The sequence below is a fragment of the Corynebacterium sp. HMSC074C03 genome (assembly GCF_001838285.1).
Taxonomy (GTDB): Bacteria; Actinomycetota; Actinomycetes; order Mycobacteriales; family Mycobacteriaceae; genus Corynebacterium; species Corynebacterium amycolatum.
This window is the reverse complement of record NZ_KV836208.1, coordinates 39,496-58,788: the sequence shown is the minus strand read 5'-3', so window position 1 is coordinate 58,788 and position 19,293 is coordinate 39,496. Positions and strand designations below refer to the sequence as shown.

General features: G+C 59.7%; 19 protein-coding genes. 6 read left to right on the top strand and 13 right to left on the bottom strand.

What is annotated here, in order from left to right; translation table 11 throughout:
- Positions 1-127: 127 nt before the first annotated feature.
- Positions 128-832, bottom strand: a complete 705-nt coding sequence (locus HMPREF2847_RS04940) for a type 2 periplasmic-binding domain-containing protein (protein ID WP_246821949.1) — start codon at positions 830-832, stop codon at positions 128-130.
- Between the two features lie 241 nt (positions 833-1,073).
- Here HMPREF2847_RS04940 and HMPREF2847_RS04935 point away from each other — a divergent pair, with 241 nt between their 5' ends.
- On the top strand, positions 1,074-2,150 hold the full coding sequence (locus tag HMPREF2847_RS04935) for a magnesium and cobalt transport protein CorA (RefSeq protein WP_246821948.1): 1,077 nt from the start codon (positions 1,074-1,076) through the stop codon (positions 2,148-2,150).
- Positions 2,151-2,193: 43 nt separating this feature from the next.
- On the opposite strand, the gene HMPREF2847_RS04930 is transcribed toward HMPREF2847_RS04935, so the two are convergent.
- Positions 2,194-2,727 carry a YflT domain-containing protein gene (locus HMPREF2847_RS04930; protein ID WP_141765054.1) on the bottom strand — a complete coding sequence of 178 codons (534 nt, stop codon included), beginning with the start codon at positions 2,725-2,727 and terminating at the stop codon, positions 2,194-2,196.
- Positions 2,728-2,996: 269 nt separating this feature from the next.
- Here HMPREF2847_RS04930 and HMPREF2847_RS04925 point away from each other — a divergent pair, with 269 nt between their 5' ends.
- Positions 2,997-4,130, top strand: coding sequence for an Mrp/NBP35 family ATP-binding protein (locus HMPREF2847_RS04925; RefSeq protein ID WP_048761389.1), 1,134 nt, complete (start codon positions 2,997-2,999; stop codon positions 4,128-4,130).
- Between the two features lie 290 nt (positions 4,131-4,420).
- On the opposite strand, the gene tatB is transcribed toward HMPREF2847_RS04925, so the two are convergent.
- The 4 genes from tatB to sigE all read right to left on the bottom strand — a co-directional run bounded on the left by tatB (position 4,421) and on the right by sigE (position 7,573).
- Positions 4,421-5,044, bottom strand: coding sequence for a Sec-independent protein translocase protein TatB (gene tatB / locus HMPREF2847_RS11940; protein ID WP_070851707.1), 624 nt, complete (start codon positions 5,042-5,044; stop codon positions 4,421-4,423).
- Between the two features lie 112 nt (positions 5,045-5,156).
- Positions 5,157-6,476 (bottom strand): S1C family serine protease, encoded by a 1,320-nt coding sequence (locus HMPREF2847_RS04915; protein ID WP_070851706.1) that lies wholly within the window; start codon positions 6,474-6,476, stop codon positions 5,157-5,159.
- Positions 6,476-6,853: an anti-sigma factor family protein gene (locus tag HMPREF2847_RS04910; protein WP_246821947.1), complete on the bottom strand. Its 378-nt coding sequence runs from the start codon at positions 6,851-6,853 to the stop codon at positions 6,476-6,478. The genes HMPREF2847_RS04915 and HMPREF2847_RS04910 overlap by 1 nt, the downstream gene beginning before the upstream one ends.
- Before the next feature lie 66 nt (positions 6,854-6,919).
- Entirely contained in the window at positions 6,920-7,573 is a 654-nt protein-coding gene (gene sigE, locus HMPREF2847_RS04905; protein ID WP_038628362.1) for an RNA polymerase sigma factor SigE, read from the bottom strand.
- A gap of 158 nt (positions 7,574-7,731) precedes the next feature.
- On the opposite strand from sigE, the gene HMPREF2847_RS04900 reads away from it, so the two are divergent.
- Complete coding sequence (locus tag HMPREF2847_RS04900; RefSeq protein WP_070851705.1) at positions 7,732-8,406, top strand: O-methyltransferase; 675 nt, start codon at positions 7,732-7,734, stop codon at positions 8,404-8,406.
- Between the two features lie 316 nt (positions 8,407-8,722).
- Here HMPREF2847_RS04900 and glgC read toward each other — a convergent pair whose 3' ends face one another.
- Positions 8,723-9,940, bottom strand: coding sequence for a glucose-1-phosphate adenylyltransferase (gene glgC, locus HMPREF2847_RS04895; protein WP_070851704.1), 1,218 nt, complete (start codon positions 9,938-9,940; stop codon positions 8,723-8,725).
- 112 nt (positions 9,941-10,052) lie between these two features.
- Here glgC and glgA point away from each other — a divergent pair, with 112 nt between their 5' ends.
- The 3 genes from glgA to budA all read left to right on the top strand — a co-directional run bounded on the left by glgA (position 10,053) and on the right by budA (position 13,866).
- A complete protein-coding gene (gene glgA / locus HMPREF2847_RS04890) occupies positions 10,053-11,249 on the top strand; it encodes a glycogen synthase (protein WP_070851703.1) in 1,197 nt (398 codons plus the stop codon).
- Between the two features lie 201 nt (positions 11,250-11,450).
- Positions 11,451-12,974 carry a glycoside hydrolase family 5 protein gene (locus tag HMPREF2847_RS04885; RefSeq protein WP_070851702.1) on the top strand — a complete coding sequence of 508 codons (1,524 nt, stop codon included), beginning with the start codon at positions 11,451-11,453 and terminating at the stop codon, positions 12,972-12,974.
- Positions 12,975-13,116: 142 nt separating this feature from the next.
- Positions 13,117-13,866 carry an acetolactate decarboxylase gene (gene budA / locus HMPREF2847_RS04880; protein ID WP_083321897.1) on the top strand — a complete coding sequence of 250 codons (750 nt, stop codon included), beginning with the start codon at positions 13,117-13,119 and terminating at the stop codon, positions 13,864-13,866.
- Positions 13,867-13,869: 3 nt separating this feature from the next.
- Here budA and HMPREF2847_RS04875 read toward each other — a convergent pair whose 3' ends face one another.
- From HMPREF2847_RS04875 to HMPREF2847_RS04850, 6 genes are all read right to left on the bottom strand, one after another.
- A complete protein-coding gene (locus HMPREF2847_RS04875; RefSeq protein WP_038629489.1) occupies positions 13,870-14,745 on the bottom strand; it encodes a methyltransferase domain-containing protein in 876 nt (291 codons plus the stop codon).
- A gap of 287 nt (positions 14,746-15,032) precedes the next feature.
- Complete coding sequence (locus HMPREF2847_RS04870; protein WP_005509573.1) at positions 15,033-15,200, bottom strand: DUF3117 domain-containing protein; 168 nt, start codon at positions 15,198-15,200, stop codon at positions 15,033-15,035.
- 222 nt (positions 15,201-15,422) lie between these two features.
- A complete protein-coding gene (gene folP, locus HMPREF2847_RS04865) occupies positions 15,423-16,235 on the bottom strand; it encodes a dihydropteroate synthase (protein WP_070851701.1) in 813 nt (270 codons plus the stop codon).
- 45 nt (positions 16,236-16,280) lie between these two features.
- Entirely contained in the window at positions 16,281-17,108 is an 828-nt protein-coding gene (locus tag HMPREF2847_RS04860; RefSeq protein WP_070851700.1) for an LOG family protein, read from the bottom strand.
- A 69-nt stretch (positions 17,109-17,177) separates the two neighbouring features.
- On the bottom strand, positions 17,178-18,314 hold the full coding sequence (dapE, locus tag HMPREF2847_RS04855) for a succinyl-diaminopimelate desuccinylase (RefSeq protein ID WP_070851699.1): 1,137 nt from the start codon (positions 18,312-18,314) through the stop codon (positions 17,178-17,180).
- 5 nt (positions 18,315-18,319) lie between these two features.
- Positions 18,320-19,210 carry a hypothetical protein gene (locus HMPREF2847_RS04850; protein WP_246821946.1) on the bottom strand — a complete coding sequence of 297 codons (891 nt, stop codon included), beginning with the start codon at positions 19,208-19,210 and terminating at the stop codon, positions 18,320-18,322.
- Positions 19,211-19,293: the final 83 nt, after the last annotated feature.

The following is a 19,293-nucleotide window of genomic DNA, read 5'->3' as shown; positions in this document are numbered from 1 at the left end:
ATAAACTCGCACAGTTTCACATTTGCAGCCCGCATTCATGGGTTAATCAACCCACATGGGGGGCAGCCAAGAGCAGCCAACAGCAGATACGCGTCAGATACCGCCGCAAATAGCCCCGCCGCCCCGGCTACGCCTTATCCAACCACTCCTGAGCGACCAACTCAGGGCTCGCGCCACCAGCCACAGCTCGGGTCATCAGCTTTAAATCCTCAGTGCTCAAAGAACCAGCAATCTCGTTGAGTACCCGGACTCGATCGTTCCGATCCAACGCTGGCTTGACGTAGAACGGCACAAGCCATTGCGGCAGGTTAGCCCCAGCATTGTCATCTGACACATCTGCGCAGCCCTGTGCTATGCCCGCGTCGGTGGCCATAACTTCCCCCGGCAACGACCGCGAAAATGCGTCGTAAACACGGTCTCGCCACTCGCCACTGAACTGCTTGTCCGGGGTGGAGTCATCGGCGTACTCCTTAGCCAGCGAAGCCGCGGACGCGGAATCGCTCAGGCCGAGCAACTCGCCTGTGCACCCGAAAGAGACCAGAACCGCTTCATTGCGCACAGCTCGCAACCGGTCCTCAGCATCGCGAATGCCGACGACCTCCGCTTGGCGCCCTACCCTCTCAAAGCTTTGCGCATACACGTACGCGAGAGCTGCTTGCTCGGGGTTGCGCAGGTCTGCCCCGATAGTTACTACCGCCTCCTGCTCGGGAGGAACAGGCATCTGCGGATCCAAATCAGAACACGCGGAAAGGCCGAACCCCGCTGTCCCAGCGACCAACGCCAGGGCAGCAAAAGTGCACACAGCAGCCTTGGAGCTACCCCTGTTCCCCATTGAGCCAGTGCAATAGTGGAGCTCGCCGCTCGCACGTCTAAAATCAATCATCGACACCAGCGTAACCTACGAACGGATTGTGAGGTCTCCCAGAATGGGTGATACGAATAGCCGCAACAATAGCGCTTCGGCGAAAGCTCGCAATCCGCGAACTAACTCGACAAGTAAAGACTCAACACCGTTGGCCGCAGCAAAACCCGGCAAAACTGCTCGGGCAACGAATGCAGCTAAATCCGCAGCAATGTCAGCTGTCTCGAAGGTGACGCGCACCAACGGATCGTCGTCAAGCGTGGGAGAAACACAGTCGGCGGCTGTGAGCGATGCCCTGCGCGATTGCGGCGTCTACATCGGCGGCAAGCGTTTGCCGGGCACCTACGACCACTTCTCCGGTCTGTCCGAGGTGCGTAATTTTGGCGAGGGCTTCACGTGGCTGTCGTTGTCGCGCCCCAACGCGACGCAGATGGACGCCATCGCTGAGCTCTACGGCCTAGATGAGCTGACGGTGGAGGACGCACTGACCAACCGTCAGCGTCCCAAGATTGAGATCCACGATGATCACGTGGTTTTTGTGATTCGCTCGATTCACTACTCCCCGGAAGGTCTCGCGGACGACGAAAATGAAATCATTCGCTCTGGCCAGCTGATGATTGTTATCGGCCAGGAGTACGTCATCACCATTCGCATGGGCATGCCGAGCTCGGATATGCAGCGCATTAGCGCACGCGTGGAGAACACCACCGACGCCATCGACTACGGCCCCGCGGGCGTGCTGTGGGCGCTGACGGACAACCTCGTCGATGCGTACCTGCGCATTGCGTTGCAGCTGGAAGATCGCGTGGAAATTATGGAAGACGAAGTCTTCGAGCCGAATTTGGTGTCGGATATTGAGGACATTTACATCCTCAAACGAGAGATTCTGGAGATGCGCCACGCAATTGATCCGCTGACGCCGGCGCTGCGCTCCCTGATGAATCTGCGGGAAGACATCATGCCTAAGGACGTCAGCCGTTATCTTTCCGATGTTCTCGACCACCAGCTCGCCGCGGCGGACCTCGTAGCCGGACTCGACGAACGCCTCTCCTCCCTCATCGACGCCGCCGCAGTGAAGATCCAGCTGCAGCAGAACCAGGACATGCGTACTATCTCGGCATACGCGGCTATTCTCGCCGTGCCAACCGCCCTGGCCGGTATCTACGGCATGAACTTCGACCGCATGCCCGAACTGCACTGGGAGTACGGGTACTTCATCGTCCTCGCCATCATGTTCGCCATTGTGGCGTTTTTGGTGTGGCTCCTGCGCCGCAACAAGTGGCTGTAGTTTCCGCTTCTGGCAGGCAACGCTTTACGACGAGTACAACAACCTACCCGCGGTTCCCACCGAGAGCCCGCTGCGCCAACAGGTCGCGGGCGCGCTCGGCATTGCGGGGATTGCACAAGACGTCGTAGCGACGGGCAACAATCTCCGTGGTGGTGGAGAAATCCCGCTTGCCGTTTTGCATGGCGTATGGGACTGCGGCCAGCACGATGCCAAAGATGGCGCCCATCCCGAGGCCAACAATCAACGGGCTAACCCAATCTTCCTGGAAAAGCCCCAGAATCAGGCCGAAGAACAGGCCCATCCATAGGCCGTACAGCGCGCCACCACCGAGCACTTTCGGCCAGGTCAACCGACCTACCACGCGCTCCACCTGCATCAGGTCAACGCCGACGATGGTGAGGTCGGAAACCGGGAACTCATCGCGATCACTGAGCGAATCCACCGCAGCCTGGGCATCGGCGTAGTTGGTGAAGCTACCCACCGGCCACCCCTCGGGCACCTGCCGCTGAGGCAACCGGGACTTAATGCTCCGCTCCCGGCCGCTCCCCCAGCCGCTGTTCGCTTCCCCATTTGCCATCGGTACTCTCACCGTTCCCTTGCAGTTGTTGTCACAGCAATTGGTGACTCAGTTGCTGAAAAATATTGCTAAAACTACCGCTAAAAAGCGTTCTATCAAGGACAACGCCTGACAGTTTCCAATTGTTCCACCGTCTGGCCCGCCACCCATTCCACCGCCACCGCGCTTGTCGGAAGGGTTGGGCGCTGCGACCGTCGTAAAGCGGAAAACTGCTGATTTTGTCAGTAGTTCTTTGTCTTACGGGGTCTCACGATAAGATTCACTACATAATGTCTACGATTACTGAAGCTGAAGTTCGCACCGCCCTGGCGCAGGTCGAAGATCCTGAGGTACGTCGCCCGATTACCGAGATTGGCATGGTCAAGTCCATCTCGGTGGCGGACAACAACGACGTGGCCGTGGAGATTTACCTCACCATCGCCGGTTGCCCCATGAAAAACACCATCATCGAGCGCACCGAAGACGCGCTCAACGGTATCGAGGGCGTTGGCAACGTCACCGTCACCACCGATGTAATGAATGACGAGCAGCGCCGCGAGTTCCGCAACGCCGTCCGCGGCACCGCCTCCGAGCCGGTGATCCCATTCGCCCAGCCGGACTCCCGCACCCGAGTGTTCGCCGTCGCCTCCGGTAAGGGTGGCGTTGGTAAGTCCTCTGTGACCGTGAACCTCGCCGCCGCGTTGGCTGCGAAGGGTCTGTCCGTCGGTGTTCTCGATGCCGATGTCTACGGACACTCCATCCCGCACATGATGGGCTCCGAGGAAAAGCCGCACCAGGTCGACGACATGATTATGCCCCCGCAGGCGCACGGCGTGTCGCTGATTTCTATCGGACACTTCGTCGACGACAACGCGCCGGTTGTCTGGCGTGGCCCGATGCTGCACCGCGCTATCCAGCAGTTCCTCGCGGACGTGTTCTGGGGCGACTTGGACGTCCTGCTTTTCGACCTGCCTCCTGGAACCGGCGACATCGCCATCTCCGTGGCGCAGCTCGTGCCGAACGCTGAGCTGCTGATTGTTACTACCCCGCAGATGGCCGCCGCCGAGGTCGCCGAGCGCGCCGGCACAATTTCGCTACAGACCCGCCAGCGCATCGCCGGTGTTATTGAGAACATGAGCTGGATGGAGATGCCCGATGGCTCCAAGATGGAGGTCTTCGGCACAGGCGGCGGCGAGACCGTTGCCCGTCGTCTTACTCAGATCACCGGCGGTAAGGTCGAGCTGCTCGGCCAGGTGCCGCTGGACACCGAGCTCCGCGAGGGCGGCGACAAGGGCACCCCGATCGTCCTGTCTAAGCCGGATTCTGGCGCGGGCGAGGCTCTGAACGCTATCGCTGACAAGCTGGTGGTTCGCCGCGAGTCGCTGGCCGGCAAGTCGCTCGGCTTGGGCGTGACTCCGAAGTAGGCCTTCGCTTTACGACGGTCACAGCGACGCCCCCTTTCCGGTATTTCGGTGCCGGGAAGGGGGCCTTTGCTCATTGTGGCTGCAGTGTCTGGGGGCGTATGTGGTGTAGGTGTTTTCGGTGGTGTAGGTGTTTTCGGTGGTCCGGGGTTTGCGGGCGGTGCGGGCGGTGTATCCGCCGACGCGGCTGCGTGCACTTACTGACTAGGCTTATGACACTTTGAGCAAAATTTTTGCCATGAAAGTGTCATAAACCTAGTCAGTAACTTTCGGTCGGGAACGGTTTGCCACCTCTATAGGTTGTCGTCGTCGACCCAGGCCTGCACCCCACGGGGCTGCTGAGGTTGTTGCGGCTGTTGCGGCTGCTGTGGTGTTTGCTGTGCCTGCTGTTGGCGGGCCTGAGCAACTGGATCCTGCCACGTTCCTGGCTGCTGGGCTGGCTGCTGGGCGGGCTGCTGAGCCGACTGCTGCGACGGAGCCGGCTGCACTGGCTGGCTCATGTTGGGCTGCTGGTACTGCTGGCCTGCGGCACCAGTTGCTCCAGCCGCACCAGCTACTCCAGAGGATCCACCGGCTCCGGCAACTCCGGTTGCACCAGTTCCGCCGCCACCCGCTGCGGGCTTACCGGAGAGCATGTCCAGGTAGGTGTCATCGCCGTCGAAAATCGTCCTGGTGATGGCGGTCTTCGGGTTGAGACGACGGAGATCGTTGAGCTCCTGCAGCGGCTTGCGAAGATCGTCGAAGTCTTCACCGAACTCGTCCGAGAGGTTATCGCGTGCGTCATTGATTGCGGTGCGCGCAGCCAGAAGCAATGCGCGGATGTCCTCAATTACCTTCGGCAACCGCTCAGGTCCGATGAGAATTAGTCCGAGGATAAAGAGGACGAGAATCTCGCCCCAGCCAACATTAGAAAACACGTTATACCACCTTAGTTACAGTGCACCCCGCATGCAGCATTGCGCGGCCAAATCCGCCAAATCCGCAGAAACCAGCCAACCCCAGGCACGTCCAAGCAAAACCAGCGCCACCCTACTCCGGCGTGATCTTTGCCTCCAGCTCGGCTCCGTGGCGAACGATCTTCAATACCGCCTCATTACCAGCGCCAACAGTCCACAGCGCCACCGTGAGCTCATCTGCGGACGATACCGCGCGGTCTCCCACAGCCGTAATCACGTCGCCTTCCTGCAGGCCTTCCCGATCAGCGACACCTCCCGGCAGGATGCTGGCAATCTCGGCACCAGTCAGTGCGCCATTGGAAACCGTGCGCGCTGTCACGCCGATCCCTGGATGAACCGGCTTGTCACCGGCAATGAGCTGCTCAGCGATGGAAACGGCCGAGTTGATTGGGATCGCAAAGCCCAACCCCTGTGAGCCACCCGAGCTACTGAAAATCACTGTATTAATACCGATAATGGCACCGCGGATATCCACCAGTGGACCACCCGAGTTACCCGGGTTGATGGAGGCATCGGTCTGAATCGCATCGGCGTAGCCATCCGTATCAGTCCCCTCAGCCGCCAGGCGCACCGGCCGATTAAGCGCCGAGACAATGCCCGAAGTCACCGTTCCGCCCAGCCCCTGCGGCGAGCCCATCGCAATCACTGTGTCACCGACTGCAACCGCATTGGAATCACCAAGCTGCGCCACGGTCAGCCCCGCAACATCTTCGACCTTAATTACGGCGAGGTCGGTCTTCGGGTCGCGGCCTATGATTTTGGCCGGCACCTCTTTCAGCTTGCCACCGTCCCAAAACGTTACCGAGACCTGCATATCCTGCCGGTCCGCCACTGCTGAAACGACATGGTTATTCGTCAAAATATGACCGTCACCATCAATGACAAACCCCGAGCCCACGCCCGAAACCTCACCGGCACTGACCGCAATCGACACCACCGCGGGACGAAGAGTCTCCGCCACCTTGCCGATTTCGGACAAATCGCCGTTGCCCGGCCGCCCCTCGATCTGCTGCAGCTCCACACGCTGATAGTCCGAGCGGAAAGTCTTGCCAGCCCAACCGCCGACAAAGCCGCCAACACCACCGATGAGCAACACCACGGCCGACGACGCCGCAATCACACGCCACGGCACCTCACGGCCAAAAATCACTTCCCGCGCGCTGACGCGGGGAGCCGTCTTCGGGCGAGGTTTCTTCTTCGCTTCGGGTTTGCGGGCTGGACGCCCCGTCGTCATGCGTGACGACGAATCCTGCCACGGCGAATACTCTTTAGTGGTGGCGCTGGTGTCGTCGTCAAGCTTCTGCCCTGGTGCACGCTGTAGCCCACCAGTTGCGGCGGCACGATCGGCGTCCGGGGCAAACGCGGAATCATCGAAAGCGCGATGTTTGCCCACTAGTGACTACCACCTTTACGAAAACCGCGAACAATCTGCTCCAACGCAGCGCTCAGCGACTCCGGCGGACGGTGCGCGAGATGCCGCGCCGACCTATGGGGCTCTGAGTCCTCGCAGCTGCCTGCGAAATCAGCAATACGAGCGCGCAGCTCGGCTGGAATGTGCAAGGCCGCGCTATCACGCAGACGCTTGGCTGCCTGCCGCTGCTTCGCGACCTCCCGGCGACATTCCGGACATGCCATCAGGTGCGCCTGCGCGCGGCGCTCAGCCACGAGCGACAACTCGCCATCAACAAAAGCGGCAATCGCCTCGGTGCCGAGATGCTCCGTCGACAAAAAACGCTTGTCATCGTCCTGCCGGATCACAGACTGCAGCACCTCCAGAAATCACACCTATATAACTAGCCCCACAATAGCCGCTCCCACGGATTAAGTGCGGGAAAACTAGCCTGCGGTGACCGACTCCGGCAGCTCCTGCCGCTGCCTCTCCAGACGCTCCAACGTCGCCCGCAAGCTGGAACGTGCCCGGTGAATGCGCGAACGCACGGTGCCCATCTTGAGCCCAAGGGTGTTAGCAATTTCCTCGTAGGTCAGCCCCACCACATCACAGAGGACAACCACCGCGCGATAGTCCGGCTGCAGCTCAGCCAGCGCGATTTCCAAATCAGGATCGAGCATCGCATCATCGACGGCCTGCTCCGGCGTCTTCAGCGTGCCCGGGACGCGGTCGTAGTTCTCCGGCAACGCCTCCATCCGGATCACCTGCCGATGCCGGACCATATCCAAAAACAGGTTAGTGGTAATCCGATGCAGCCAGCCTTCAAAAGTGCCGGGACGGTATGACTTCAGCGAGCGGAACACACGCATGAATGTCTCCTGCGTCAGGTCTTCCGCGTCCTGCTGGTTACCAGTCAACCGATATGCGAGCCCGTAAACACTATCCGCGTGGGCTTGGACAAGTTCCGACCACGACGGCATCTCTCCCACACCTGCGTCAAAAGCTGCGGTGCCGGACAGTTGCTCAGTTGCGTCAGCGGACGGGGCGTCCTCGCGGCTGGCGCCTGCGCTGACTCGTTCGGACTTGACTCGTTCGGGCATGAAGTTCAGTGTTCCTTACCAACCTTAGGTTTGTAGTGACCTTACCCTGAAAATAGTTTGAGAGTCCAGAGAAATTTGAGGCTTGTTTACCCACCTAGTCCGGCACTGACCGGCGCGCCCCGCTGCCCTGCACGGAGTTTTTTCCTACGCTATAGAGCGTGTCCGAAACGAGTTCTTCTGCTACCCCGCTATCCGCACGTGACGCTATTGCACAGCACGTCAACAACACGACCGTAGTCTCCGAGGCCCTTGAAAGCGCCCGAGAGAGCGCTCGCGAATACGGAGTTGCCGTCCCCGATACGATGACCGGCGCCGCCTTAACCTCGCTCATGGCGCTGACCAGTGCCCGCCGCGACGGTCACCCCGCCGCTGTCATCGCATCGCCTGCAGCAGGCGTAGTCGGTTTGCACCTGGCCGCCGGTCTCGGCGATGACGGCGTTCTCACCTGCATCGACCCTGAGCTCGAGCACCAGTCTCTGGCAAAGTCCGCTTTCCGAGCCGCAGGCATCCGCCCCAACCGACAGCGCTTCCTGCCCTCGCAGCCACTGGAGGTCATGGATCGCCTGGCCGCCAACTCCTACGACTTGGTCTACTTGGACGTCGCCCCGGCAATCCTCCGCGCCGCACAGGAAAAGGCCTGGCCGCTGCTTCGCTCCGGTGGCGCGCTCGTCCTGACCGGCGCGCTCCTCGACGGCACTGTTGCTGACTCGTCACGCACTGACCGTGACACCGTCGCTGCCCGCGAAGCCGACGAATACATGCTCCAGCTTGACGACGCTTACGTGATGCGCCTCCCCCTAGCAGCCGGAACCACTGTGCTGGTGAAGAAGTAGTTTTCTACTGTTGGCCGGCTGGCTGGCGGCCTCGGGCCGAGCCGAGTTACTGACTGCGTTTATGGCTGGCGGCCTCGGGCCAATGCGAGTTACTGACTGCGTTTATGTCAAAAATGGCCCGAAAAATGGCCTGAAAGTGTCATAAACTCGCACAGTTTCACGTCTGCAGCCCGTAGCCCCACGTGCAGCCCACATTTTTGGGATTGCCAGTTTTGGGGCTAGGTAGCAAAAGGGTTAAAAGAAAAAAGGCACGTACCAAAAAGGCACGTACCCCACGGTACGTGCCTTTTTGCAGCCTCAGCCAGGCTTTGACAGGCTAAATAACCTGGCCCTTACCGACGGCCACAACGCCGCCAGCGCTGACCTTGAAGCGCTCTGCGTCCTTCTCCGGCTCGACACCGATGATGGCGCCGTCGGAGACAACGACGTTCTTGTCCAAGATCGCGTGACGAACCACTGCTCCGCGGCCGACGCGCACACCTGGGAAGAGAACCGAGCCCTCCACCGTCGCGCCATCCTCGACCACAACGTTGGTGCTAATCACCGAGTTGCGAACTGTGCCACCAGAGACAATCGAACCGGCACCCACCATGGAAGCCTGAGCTATACCACCCTGGACGAACTTCGCCGGAGGCAGGTTCTCCTCCGAGAAGGTGTGGATTGGCCACTTCTTGTTGTAGAGGTTAAACACCGGGTGGACGGAAATCAGGTCCATATTGGCCTCGTAGAAGGCATCGATGGTACCGACGTCACGCCAGTAGCCCTTATCACGTTCGGTCTCACCCGGAACGTAGCTGTCCTTGAAGTCCCAGACGAAGGCCTCGCCCTCCTCTACCAGCATCGGAATGATGTCTCCGCCCATGTCATGGTCGGAGTTTTCATCTTCCGAGTCACGCTTAATAGCGTCGATAAGCGCGGAGGTAGTGAAGATGTAGTTACCCATCGACGCGAACGTCGAGTCCGGGTCATCCGGGGTGCCAGGCGGATCAGCCGGCTTCTCCAGGAACTCGGTGATTCGGTTGTTGTCATCCGCATCGATGACACCGAATGCGCTGGCCTCGGAGCGTGGGACACGGATACCAGCAACGGTAACGCCAGCGCCAGACTCGATGTGGGCCTCCAGCATCTGCTGCGGGTCCATACGGTAGACGTGGTCGGCACCGAAGACGATGACGTACTCCGGATCCTCGTCATAAACCAAATTCAGCGACTGCAGAATCGCGTCAGCCGAACCGGTGAACCAGCGCTTACCCAGACGCTGCTGAGCCGGCACCGGAGTGACGTACTGGCCGGTGATACCGGACAGCTGCCACGCCTGCGAAATGTGACGGTCGAGCGAGTGGGACTTGTACTGGGTCAGCACACAGATCTTCAGGAAACCTGCGTTGACCAGGTTCGACAGCACGAAGTCGATAAGCCGATAGCTACCGCCGAACGGCACGGCGGGCTTAGCGCGGTCTTCCGTCAGCGGGAAGAGACGCTTGCCTTCGCCACCGGCAAGGACAATGGACAAAACATGTGGTTGACTCCTCACACCAACCAACCTATATGCGTTTTACGTTCCTCGCTGCCAGCCTCCCCTCCCCACTACCCACACCCAGGCATACCAAGCGACGGAAATTGTCAAATCTGGTTACGCTGGAACTATGCGTGTTGCCATGATGACCAAGGAATACCCTCCGGAGATTTACGGCGGAGCAGGTGTTCACGTAACTGAACTGACTCGTTTCATGCGCGGCCTCGACGGCGTTGACGTCGATGTGCACTGCATGGGTGCTCCTCGCGATGAGGCGGATGTATATGTCCACGGCGTTGACCCGGAGCTGAAGGATGCCAACGCCTCGATTAAGACGCTGTCCACGGGGTTGCGCATGGCCAATGCCGCCGCCGCAACCGACATCGATGTCGTCCACTCTCACACCTGGTACTCAGGCCTGGGCGGCCACCTCACTGGTCTGCTCAAGGGCATTCCGCATGTAGCAACCGCGCACTCACTGGAACCGCACCGCCCGTGGAAGCGCGAGCAGCTCGGCAGCGGTTACGACGTTTCCAGCTGGTCCGAGCGCAATGCTATGGAGTACGCAGACGCTGTCATTGCTGTCTCCGCGCGCATGAAGGACGCCATCCTGGATGCCTACCCGCGTATCTCCCCCGACAAGGTCCACGTTGTCCTGAACGGTATCGACACCGAGCTGTGGTACCCGCGCCCGACATGGGAAGAGTCCAAGGAACAGAACGGCTGGTCTGTCCTGGAGGAGCTCGGCGTTGACCCGTCTCGTCCGATGGTTGCGTTCGTCGGCCGCATCACCCGTCAGAAGGGTGTCGCTCACCTGGTCAAGGCCGCATCGCTTTTCGACGACGGTGTGCAGCTCGTTCTGTGCGCCGGCGCTCCGGACACCCCGGAAATCGCGAAGGAGACTGAGCAGCTCGTTCACGATCTCCAGGAGAAGCGCGATGGCATTTTCTGGGTGCAGGATATGCTGCCGAAGGAGAAGATCCAGGAGATCCTGACGGCTGCGGATTCCTTCGTCTGCCCGTCGATCTACGAGCCGCTGGGCATCGTTAATCTCGAGGCTATGGCCTGTGGTACCGCCGTTGTCGCCTCTGATGTCGGCGGTATTCCGGAGGTTGTCGTCGATGGTGAAACCGGCACTTTAGTTCACTACGACGAGTCCGATCCGGAGGACTTCGAACGAGGCATCGCTGCCGCTGTCAACAACATGGTCGCCGACCGTGACCGCGCTGCCAAGGTTGGCCAGGCGGGTAAGAAGCGCGCTGAGGAAGTGTTTAGCTGGGAGAACATCGCTAAGCAGACCGTCGACGTCTATAAGTCTTTGATGTAACAGGCTGTCTGCGAGACGCCACGACTGCGTGGTGGACGGTGTGTCCTCATAAGGCCCATCGCTTCCAAAGAGGAAGCGGTGGGCCTTTTTAGCCTTTTTACTAACCCCGTTCAGGACATTCACTTATGCGTTTGCCCACTTTTCTGAACCTAATTTGAGTTTTGGATGAATTTATCATTACTGGTCAATAGCATATTGAGTATGAGATTCACTAAGAAGGTGGCAGCAGTTGGTGCCGCCATTGCCATAGCGCTAGCGGGTGCAGTACCGCAGCAGGCGCTCGCTACAGAAGTAGCACCATCCCCTAGTACCGCTACCATCACCGAGCGTGGTCCCCTGGGACAGTCCGGCCGCTGGTTTACCGACGGTGATGGCCGAGCTTTCCTCACTCAGGGGTCGAACATCGTCTACAAGCACGATCCCTACACCCCCGAGGCCGGAGGCTTTAACGAGGGCGACGCTGACTGGCTCGTGCAGCAGGGCTTCGACTCCATGCGAGTCGGCATTATTTGGAAAGCAGTAGAGCCAGAGCCCGGCGAGTACGACGACGAATACCTGGATTCCATTGCCCGCACCATTTCCATGCTCACTGAGCGTGGAATCGCGGTCTTGGTTGATGCCCACCAGGATATGTACAACGAAAAGTTCGAGGGCGAATTTGCCCCGGATTGGGCTGTCATTGACGACGGCGTTCCCAGCCTTCTGAAGGTTGGCTTCCCAACTAACCAGGCCCTCAATATCGGCCTCATTAGGGCATATGACAACTTCCTGAATAACCGCGAAGGGCCAGGCGGCGTTGGGCTGCAGGAGCGTTACGCAGCCATGTGGGGCCATGTCGCAGAACGCCTTGGCGACATGCCGGGACTGATGGGCTACGACATCATAAATGAACCGTGGCCAGGTTCGGCATACCCACTGTGCTACCTAGCTCTGGGCGACTGCGGTCCGGCTAAGGCAAAGCTCGATGAACTGCACCAGAAGGCTGCAGATCAGATCGTCGCCAAGGATGCAGACGCAATTGTCCACTACGAGCCCTACTCCATGTGGAACACTGGATTGAACACCGATCCGGCCGCCCCACAGGTTCCTGAAACCGCAGGTACGGCCCTCAGCTGGCATGTCTACTGCACCACTAACGCCCTGTTCAACACCTACACGGGTTGCGACTTCTTCGATGGCCGCGTCTTCGACAATGCGGAAATCGTCTCATCCGGTAACGGCTCGGCCACACTGCTTTCCGAGTTCGGCGCCACCGACGATGCCGATACCCTCAATGGCGTAATTTCGCTTGCCCGCCGCCACATGGTCGGCTGGCAGTACTGGTCCTACTGCGGATGCAACGACCCGACGACGCAGAACCAGAAGGAACAGGGCATGGTCTTCGACCCGACTGTTCCAGGACCTGTAGGTGCCGATGCCTTCAACCGCGACAAGATGACCATCCTCGCCGCTCCACACCTGCGGGCAGTCGCGGGCACCCCGCAGGCTACTGACTGGAACCGCGACACCCGAGTCTACGAGGCCAGCTGGAACAATAGCCGCGTCGATGGCACCGGATCTTTCGCACCTGGTTCCACCAGCGAGCTCGTTGTGCCCTCGATCAACTTCCCGAATGGGTTCACAGTGAATGTCGAAGGCGGCCACGCCACAGTCGCTGCCGATGGCCAGACCGTTCATATCGTCTCCACTGCTGACCAAGTGACAGTCACCATCCAGCCGAAGTAGAACCAACCGCTCGATTCACCAAATCGCGCCCTGTGGATTTTTCCGCAGGGCGTTTTTCTTGCCACGATTTCCTTACCCACAAGCCGATCGGACATCCAACAGACGACCCGCCCCAGCTTGGGCTACAAATATCGCGAATATAATGGCTTCCATGACCACTCACGAGAATTTTCCAACGGTCCGACACACAATTTTCCAAAACTCACTGATGTCCGCACTGCTCGATGGCATCTACGACGGCGAGATGACCATTGGCGAAATCCTTGGTCATGGAAACTTCGGCATCGGTACCTTCGACGGCCTCGATGGCGAAATGGTAATCCTCGACGGGGTCTGCTGGCAGGTGCGTCACGACGGCTCCGCAACCCGGGCCACCATGGATCAGCGCAGCCCCTACACGGTGGTGACCAACTTCGTCCCGCACACGGTGATGGATGCGCCGGAAAACCTGACTCGCAAGGAAATTAGCCCCATCATCGATTCCCTGGTGCCGAGCCAAAACTTTATGTACGCACTGCGGATTACCGGCGAATTTGAGTGGGTGAAGACTCGAACCGTCGTAAAGCAGGAAAAGCCGTACCAGAGGATGGTTGATGCGACGGAAGAAGACGCCTCGGTTGATTTTGAGAACCTGCGGGGCACGATTGCGGGCTTCCGCACGCCGGTCTATGAGAAGGGAATTTCGGTGCCCGGCTGTCACGTGCACTTCCTCGCGGAAGGCGGCACCGGCGGCGGGCATGTGCTGGACTTTAAGCTGCGCTCGGGCACTATCGAGTTGTGCCCGGGCACCGACCTGCAACTTCGCCTTCCGCTAACGGCGGAATTCTCGGATGCTGATCTGGATCCGGATGACCTGGATGAACAGATTCACAAAACCGAGGTCAAGGAGTAGGCGCTAGTCGCCCGGGCGCCCCAGACGGGTGACATAGGCACGGGCGGTGACGTGCATCTCTGCAGGTAGCGCTGCAATACGTTCCTGCAGCACCTCTGGGTGGATATGGCGTGCCGACGGGCTCATACCGATCTGAGCGGCAATTGCACTCTGGTTGAGGTTCATACCGAACTCCACCAGCTCCGGGTCACCAACAGGCACGAGGTGCCCCTCTGCCTGGGAAATCATGCGCTCGACCTTGCCGCGCTCGACATCGATGATGCCCAGCGGCTCACGAAGCTCGCCCAGGTGACCAGTAGTGGCAGTCAGAACCACGACCTGGCCGCCCGGCTTGAGCACGCGAGCGAACTCCTCCGCGTTGCGAGGTGCGAAGACAACCGTAAGCGCATCGATGGAGCCATCACGCAGCGGCAAACGCGCCCACGCATCGGCCACGACCGCACCGAGCCGCGGGTGACTCTTGGCCAGGTGCTTAGCGGCCGGCACGGACACGTCAATGCCTACGCCACGGGAATTGGGAATACTGTCCAGCGTGTGTGCGAGGTAGTAACCAGTGCCCGCACCGACTTCGCAGATGACTGGGCTGGCGGCCTCGGACACATTGGCGTCGTCAAGCACGTCCTGGACGTTGCCTGTAACTGCCTCAACGAATGGAGCATAGTGGCCACCAGAGAGGAACTCCTCTCGAGCGGTAATCATCTTGGCGTCATCGCCGGTGTAGCGCAGACCAGCCCCACCGGCGAGCGTAACGTAACCCTGGCGGGCGACATCATAGCTATGTCCGGATTCGGACTTCAGAGTCATTCGTTCGGCATCACCAAACTTCAAATCAGTGCCATCGATGGGGTCAGCAAGCACATCAATGATGTCAGCTAGCACGTCGGTCACTCCTCAAACTGAGCTAGAAAAATAATTTTCACTATCTTAGCCCGTGTCGAGCTCAGCCAAGTAACTCCAATGCGAGTTACTGACTGCATTTATGACAAAAATGGTCCGAAAAACGGCTTCAAAGTGTCATAAACTCGCACAGTTTCACATGTGCAGCCCGTACTTTTTGTTTGTAAACCCGCATTCGAGCCGTTGTCACCTGAAAAGAAAAAGGCGACCTACACCACTTGTGTAGGTCGCCCCTGGGGCAAAACCGGACAAGCCCGGCCGCTACCCCGCTACTCCACTACTGCTACGAGCTCTGCGCCGAGCTCCTTGGCCTCCTCTGGAGAGAGTTCCACCACCAGGCGCCCACCACCATCTGCGGGGACGCGCATCACAATCTTCTTGCCCTCTTTAACTGCCTCCAGCGGACCATCACCGGTACGCGGCTTCATTGCTGCCATGTGAACTCCTTCGTTCTAAGACAATGTCGATGCAGGAGACGACCAGCTACCCCAGCTCAGCTGTGGTAGCTGGGAGATTGACAATCCCGGTTCAAGACCTCGGTCTAAGACCCCGGTTTAAAATCCCGGTTTAGAATCCCGGTCGGCATTTCGACTACTTCTCTTCATCATAGTCTTTTGTTTCACGCAGCGGCATGGGTGAAGCGCCTCAAACTACGCCCCTTACACCAGCCCACGCACCGGATGCAGTGGTGCAAAATCACCAGAAATAGCCAGAGTCATGCGACAGACATCAAGGGTTTCGGACACCTGATGCGAACGAAACACCGCAACGCCGGCAGCTGCCGCATGGGCAGTCGCGGCCAAGGTGCCGGGCACACGTTGCTCGACCGGGCGGTCCAGAGTCTCACCGACGAAGTCCTTATTCGACAGCGCCATCAGCACCGGCCAGCCTGAAGCCACGAGCTCATTGCAGCGCCGCAGAAGTTCGAGGCCGTGGTAGGTGTTCTTGCCAAAGTCGTGGGTGGGATCGATGAGGATGCGGTCCTCCGGCACGCCAGCGTCCACTGCCCTCTGGGCGAGTTTGCCGGTTTCTGAGATGACATCGTCCACGATGTCGTCGTAACGCACGCGAATCGGATTGGTGCGTGGCAGAGCCCCACCGGTGTGCGAGCAGACGTAACCCATCCCGAGGGAACCCGCGACTTCCAGCAGCTCCGGGTCATGGCCCGCCCAAGTGTCGTTAATGAGGTTGGCGCCAGCGTTGATGGCGGCCGCTCCGACTTCGGCGCGCCAGGTGTCGACGCTAATGTGCAGGTCAGGATAGCGCTCGCGGACCTTCGCGATGGTCGGCACCACGCGCGCGATTTCCTCGGCAACAGTTACTTCTGCACCGATACCGGCCTTGACGCCGCCGATGTCGACAATGCCCGCGCCTGCCGCAACAACTTCGTCGACGCGAGCAAGCGCAGCCTCCTCCGCAGCCGTCTCGCCACGGTCATAGAAGGAATCCGGGGTGCGATTGACGATGGCCATCACCGTCGGCACCGCGGAGTCCTGATAAAAGCTCCGCACAGCGTCCTACCTTTCGCTGAAGCGACGGACTCGGCGGAGCTTTTCGGAAACGTCAGAGGTCGGCTGACACTCTTCCAACAGCTTTTCGTGCGCGGCCTCGATGTACTCGACTGCTTCTTCAATGGAGTCGGTGACCAGGAAGAGGTCCATATCAGTCGGAGAGATTAGCTCCATGGCCACCAGTTTCTCGCGCATCCAATCAACCAGCCCCGACCAGAACTCAGTGCCGAGCAGCACGATTGGGTGATTTTCCACCTTCTCGGTCTGCACCATCACCAGTGACTCAAAGAGTTCATCGAGCGTGCCGAAACCACCCGGCAGGCAAATAAACGCCTGCGAGTACTTCAGGAACATGGTCTTACGCACGAAGAAGTAGCGGAAGTTCATGCCCAGGTCGACCCAGTCATTCAAGTGCTGCTCGTGCGGCAGCTCAATGCCCAACCCAATGGACAGGCCGTCGGCGTCGTAGCAGCCGCGGTTGGCGGCTTCCATGATGCCCGGGCCGCCACCAGTGATGGTCGCGTAACCCGCCTCCGCCAGCGCCTTGCCCAGGTCGAAGCCCCACTGGTAGTAAGGGCTGTCCTCTGGCAGACGTGCCGAACCATATACCGTCACCGCCGGCGGGATTTCCGCCAACGCACCAAAGCCGTCAACGAACTCCGACTGAATGCGCAGCACACGCCAGGTATCGTTGTGCAGCCAGTCCGTGTTCGGATTGTGTGACAACAGCCTGCGGTCGGTCGTAGACGCCTGCGGTTCGCCCGCCTGTCGAATCGCGATTGGGCCGCGGAGTGCACGGCGCTTAGCTGGGGACGGAGTACGTACAGGTTTCATAACCTCACAATGTATGCCAGCAATGACATACGCGCACCCGCTCGGCGAGGGCGGGGTGTGATTCTAGGCTCACTCAGCCACCGGCGCGGTGGTCAAGTACCGCCGCACATCCTCCCACAGTGCCGTTATGCACTCGACCGGAATCTGCTCATCCTTCTTGTGGCAGTACGCCGGGTCACCCGGGCCAAAGTTCACCGCAGGAATGCCGAGCGCCGAAAAACGCGCCACATCGGTCCACCCAAACTTGGGCTTTACGACGTCGCCTGCGACCGCAACCAACTCCTTCGCAGCCGCCGCATGCAGTCCAGGCAGCGCCCCAGGGCTCACATCCTCGACATCGACGGTGAGGTCCTCGGGCGCGAACTCGTCGAGTCCCAGCACCTCTCGGAAGTGCGCCATGGCCTCATCGGCGCTGCGGTTGGGCGCGAATCGGAAGTTGACTCGCAGCACCGCCTCGTCGGGAAGCGTATTGGTAGCAACCCCGGCCTCCAGCCAGACGACGTTGAGCCCTTCGCGATAGGCCAACCCGTCCATGTCCACAGTCTGCGGCTCATAGGCGGCAATCCTCGACAGCACCGGCGCTAACTTGTGCACGGCATTGTCGCCGAGCCACGCCCTAGCCGAGTGCGCACGTGTGCCGTGAGCGGTCAAACGCAGGCGAATAGAGCCCTGGCAACCGGCTTCGATGACATTGCCGCTGGGCTCGCCCAGCAGAGCGACATCGCCAGTCAGAAGCTCCGGATGCGACTCACTCAAGTGCCGCAACCCGTTGAACTCCGCGGCGATTTCTTCGCATTCGTACATGATGAGCGTCAGGTCGCGCTGCAGCTCCTGGCTTGCCGCTAGCGTCGCAAAAGCATGCAGATAGACCGCGTCCCCGCTTTTCATATCCACAGTTCCGCAGCCAAAGAGCGTGTCTCTCCCCTGCGCGTCTACCCCACGCGTCGAAGGCACATTGTCCGCAGTCGGCACCGTATCCAGGTGCCCGGCCAGAATCACACGCTGCGGCAATCCACGATGAGTCCGTGCAATCACGTTGTTATCGATGCGCAGGACCTCAATCGACTTATCTGCCTGCGCTACCTCACGCAATGCCACCTCGACGGCATCCGCAATCGCGGTCTCATTGTGGGACACCGATTCGATGTCGACCAGTGCCGCCGTGAGGTCGACAGGATCTTGGAGCAGATTTAACTTCGATTTCACATCAATTAAGCGTACAAACCATTGTGCGCCAGCGAAACCAGAATTTTGTGATGAATATGCGCCGCACGACCATTGATCGCATCCCCATTGGCAGGCGTGCCACCGCCGAGGAACAGCGCCAGCTCATGCGGTTCGGCGGAGGTCACACCAATTCTCCCCTCCGCCGGACGCTTAAGCCCATCAGCCACCTCAAAGACCAGGGTTTTCGCTCCTTCCGGGAGAGTTTGGGCAATGATTTCCTCCGGAGTTTCGCTTGCCGACGACCCCAGCGCCCGCTCCTCCCCCGCATTATCGGTCACCTCTCCGTTGCCGCTTTCTTCCTCGACAACGCCCGCGCCGGGTCCATAGACCACAGCCACACGGGAGCCATAGACCGCAATCACCGGACGCAGCTCATTCGTGCTGACAATCACTGTAGAACCGGCCAACGGCTTGCAGACGGCCGCGACAATCTTGGCCGTTGCATGTGGCAGCTGCACTGGAGTGGGATCGATGTCTCGTCGATAAGCAGGACGAAGCGTTTCGGCGACATCGCCCAGCTCATCGCGCTCCCACATCGGCAGAGCGTCGATGCGTGCCTGCTGATCGCGGTTCTTGCGCTCCAGCAGAAGACGGGCGATCATGCCACCACCGAGCCCCACTGCGATGGCAACTGCGATGACCAGCACCAGACGGTTCGGCGCGATGAGCGCAACCACTGCGGCAATCACCACACCGACTGCGCCAATTGGCATTGCTCGCGGCGGCAAAACGAAACCAAAGAAGCTGGCTACGGCGAGAATCCAAGCACTCAGCAGTGCGAATCCGACATAGAAGACCACCGGCAGGGCCAGGACGAAGCCGAGTCCGAGCACACTGACAGCAATGATGAGGCTAACTAAGAACCACTGCTTCATTTTCTGTGTGCTTTCAAGGCCAGCTAGGGGCATAGTTCATCCTTCCGCGAAGATTCCTCTAAGGGATACTAATATTAAGAATC

Excerpts from the sequence above, each read along its gene's own strand:
- sigE (WP_038628362.1), bottom strand. The coding sequence starts at position 7,573 with ATGCCCGAACGAGTCAAGTCCGAACGAGTCAGCGCAGGCGCCAGCCGC.
- HMPREF2847_RS04930 (WP_141765054.1), bottom strand. The coding sequence starts at position 2,727 with ATGGCAAATGGGGAAGCGAACAGCGGCTGGGGGAGCGGCCGGGAGCGG.
- folP (WP_070851701.1), bottom strand. The coding sequence starts at position 16,235 with ATGGCCATCGTCAATCGCACCCCGGATTCCTTCTATGACCGTGGCGAG.
- HMPREF2847_RS04935 (WP_246821948.1), top strand. The coding sequence starts at position 1,074 with ATGTCAGCTGTCTCGAAGGTGACGCGCACCAACGGATCGTCGTCAAGC.
- HMPREF2847_RS04940 (WP_246821949.1), bottom strand. The coding sequence starts at position 832 with ATGGGGAACAGGGGTAGCTCCAAGGCTGCTGTGTGCACTTTTGCTGCC.
- budA (WP_083321897.1), top strand. The coding sequence starts at position 13,117 with ATGGCTTCCATGACCACTCACGAGAATTTTCCAACGGTCCGACACACA.
- HMPREF2847_RS04860 (WP_070851700.1), bottom strand. The coding sequence starts at position 17,108 with ATGAAACCTGTACGTACTCCGTCCCCAGCTAAGCGCCGTGCACTCCGC.
- HMPREF2847_RS04850 (WP_246821946.1), bottom strand. The coding sequence starts at position 19,210 with ATGAAGCAGTGGTTCTTAGTTAGCCTCATCATTGCTGTCAGTGTGCTC.
- HMPREF2847_RS04870 (WP_005509573.1), bottom strand. The coding sequence starts at position 15,200 with ATGGCAGCAATGAAGCCGCGTACCGGTGATGGTCCGCTGGAGGCAGTT.
- HMPREF2847_RS04925 (WP_048761389.1), top strand. The coding sequence starts at position 2,997 with ATGTCTACGATTACTGAAGCTGAAGTTCGCACCGCCCTGGCGCAGGTC.
- HMPREF2847_RS04885 (WP_070851702.1), top strand. The coding sequence starts at position 11,451 with ATGAGATTCACTAAGAAGGTGGCAGCAGTTGGTGCCGCCATTGCCATA.
- glgA (WP_070851703.1), top strand. The coding sequence starts at position 10,053 with ATGCGTGTTGCCATGATGACCAAGGAATACCCTCCGGAGATTTACGGC.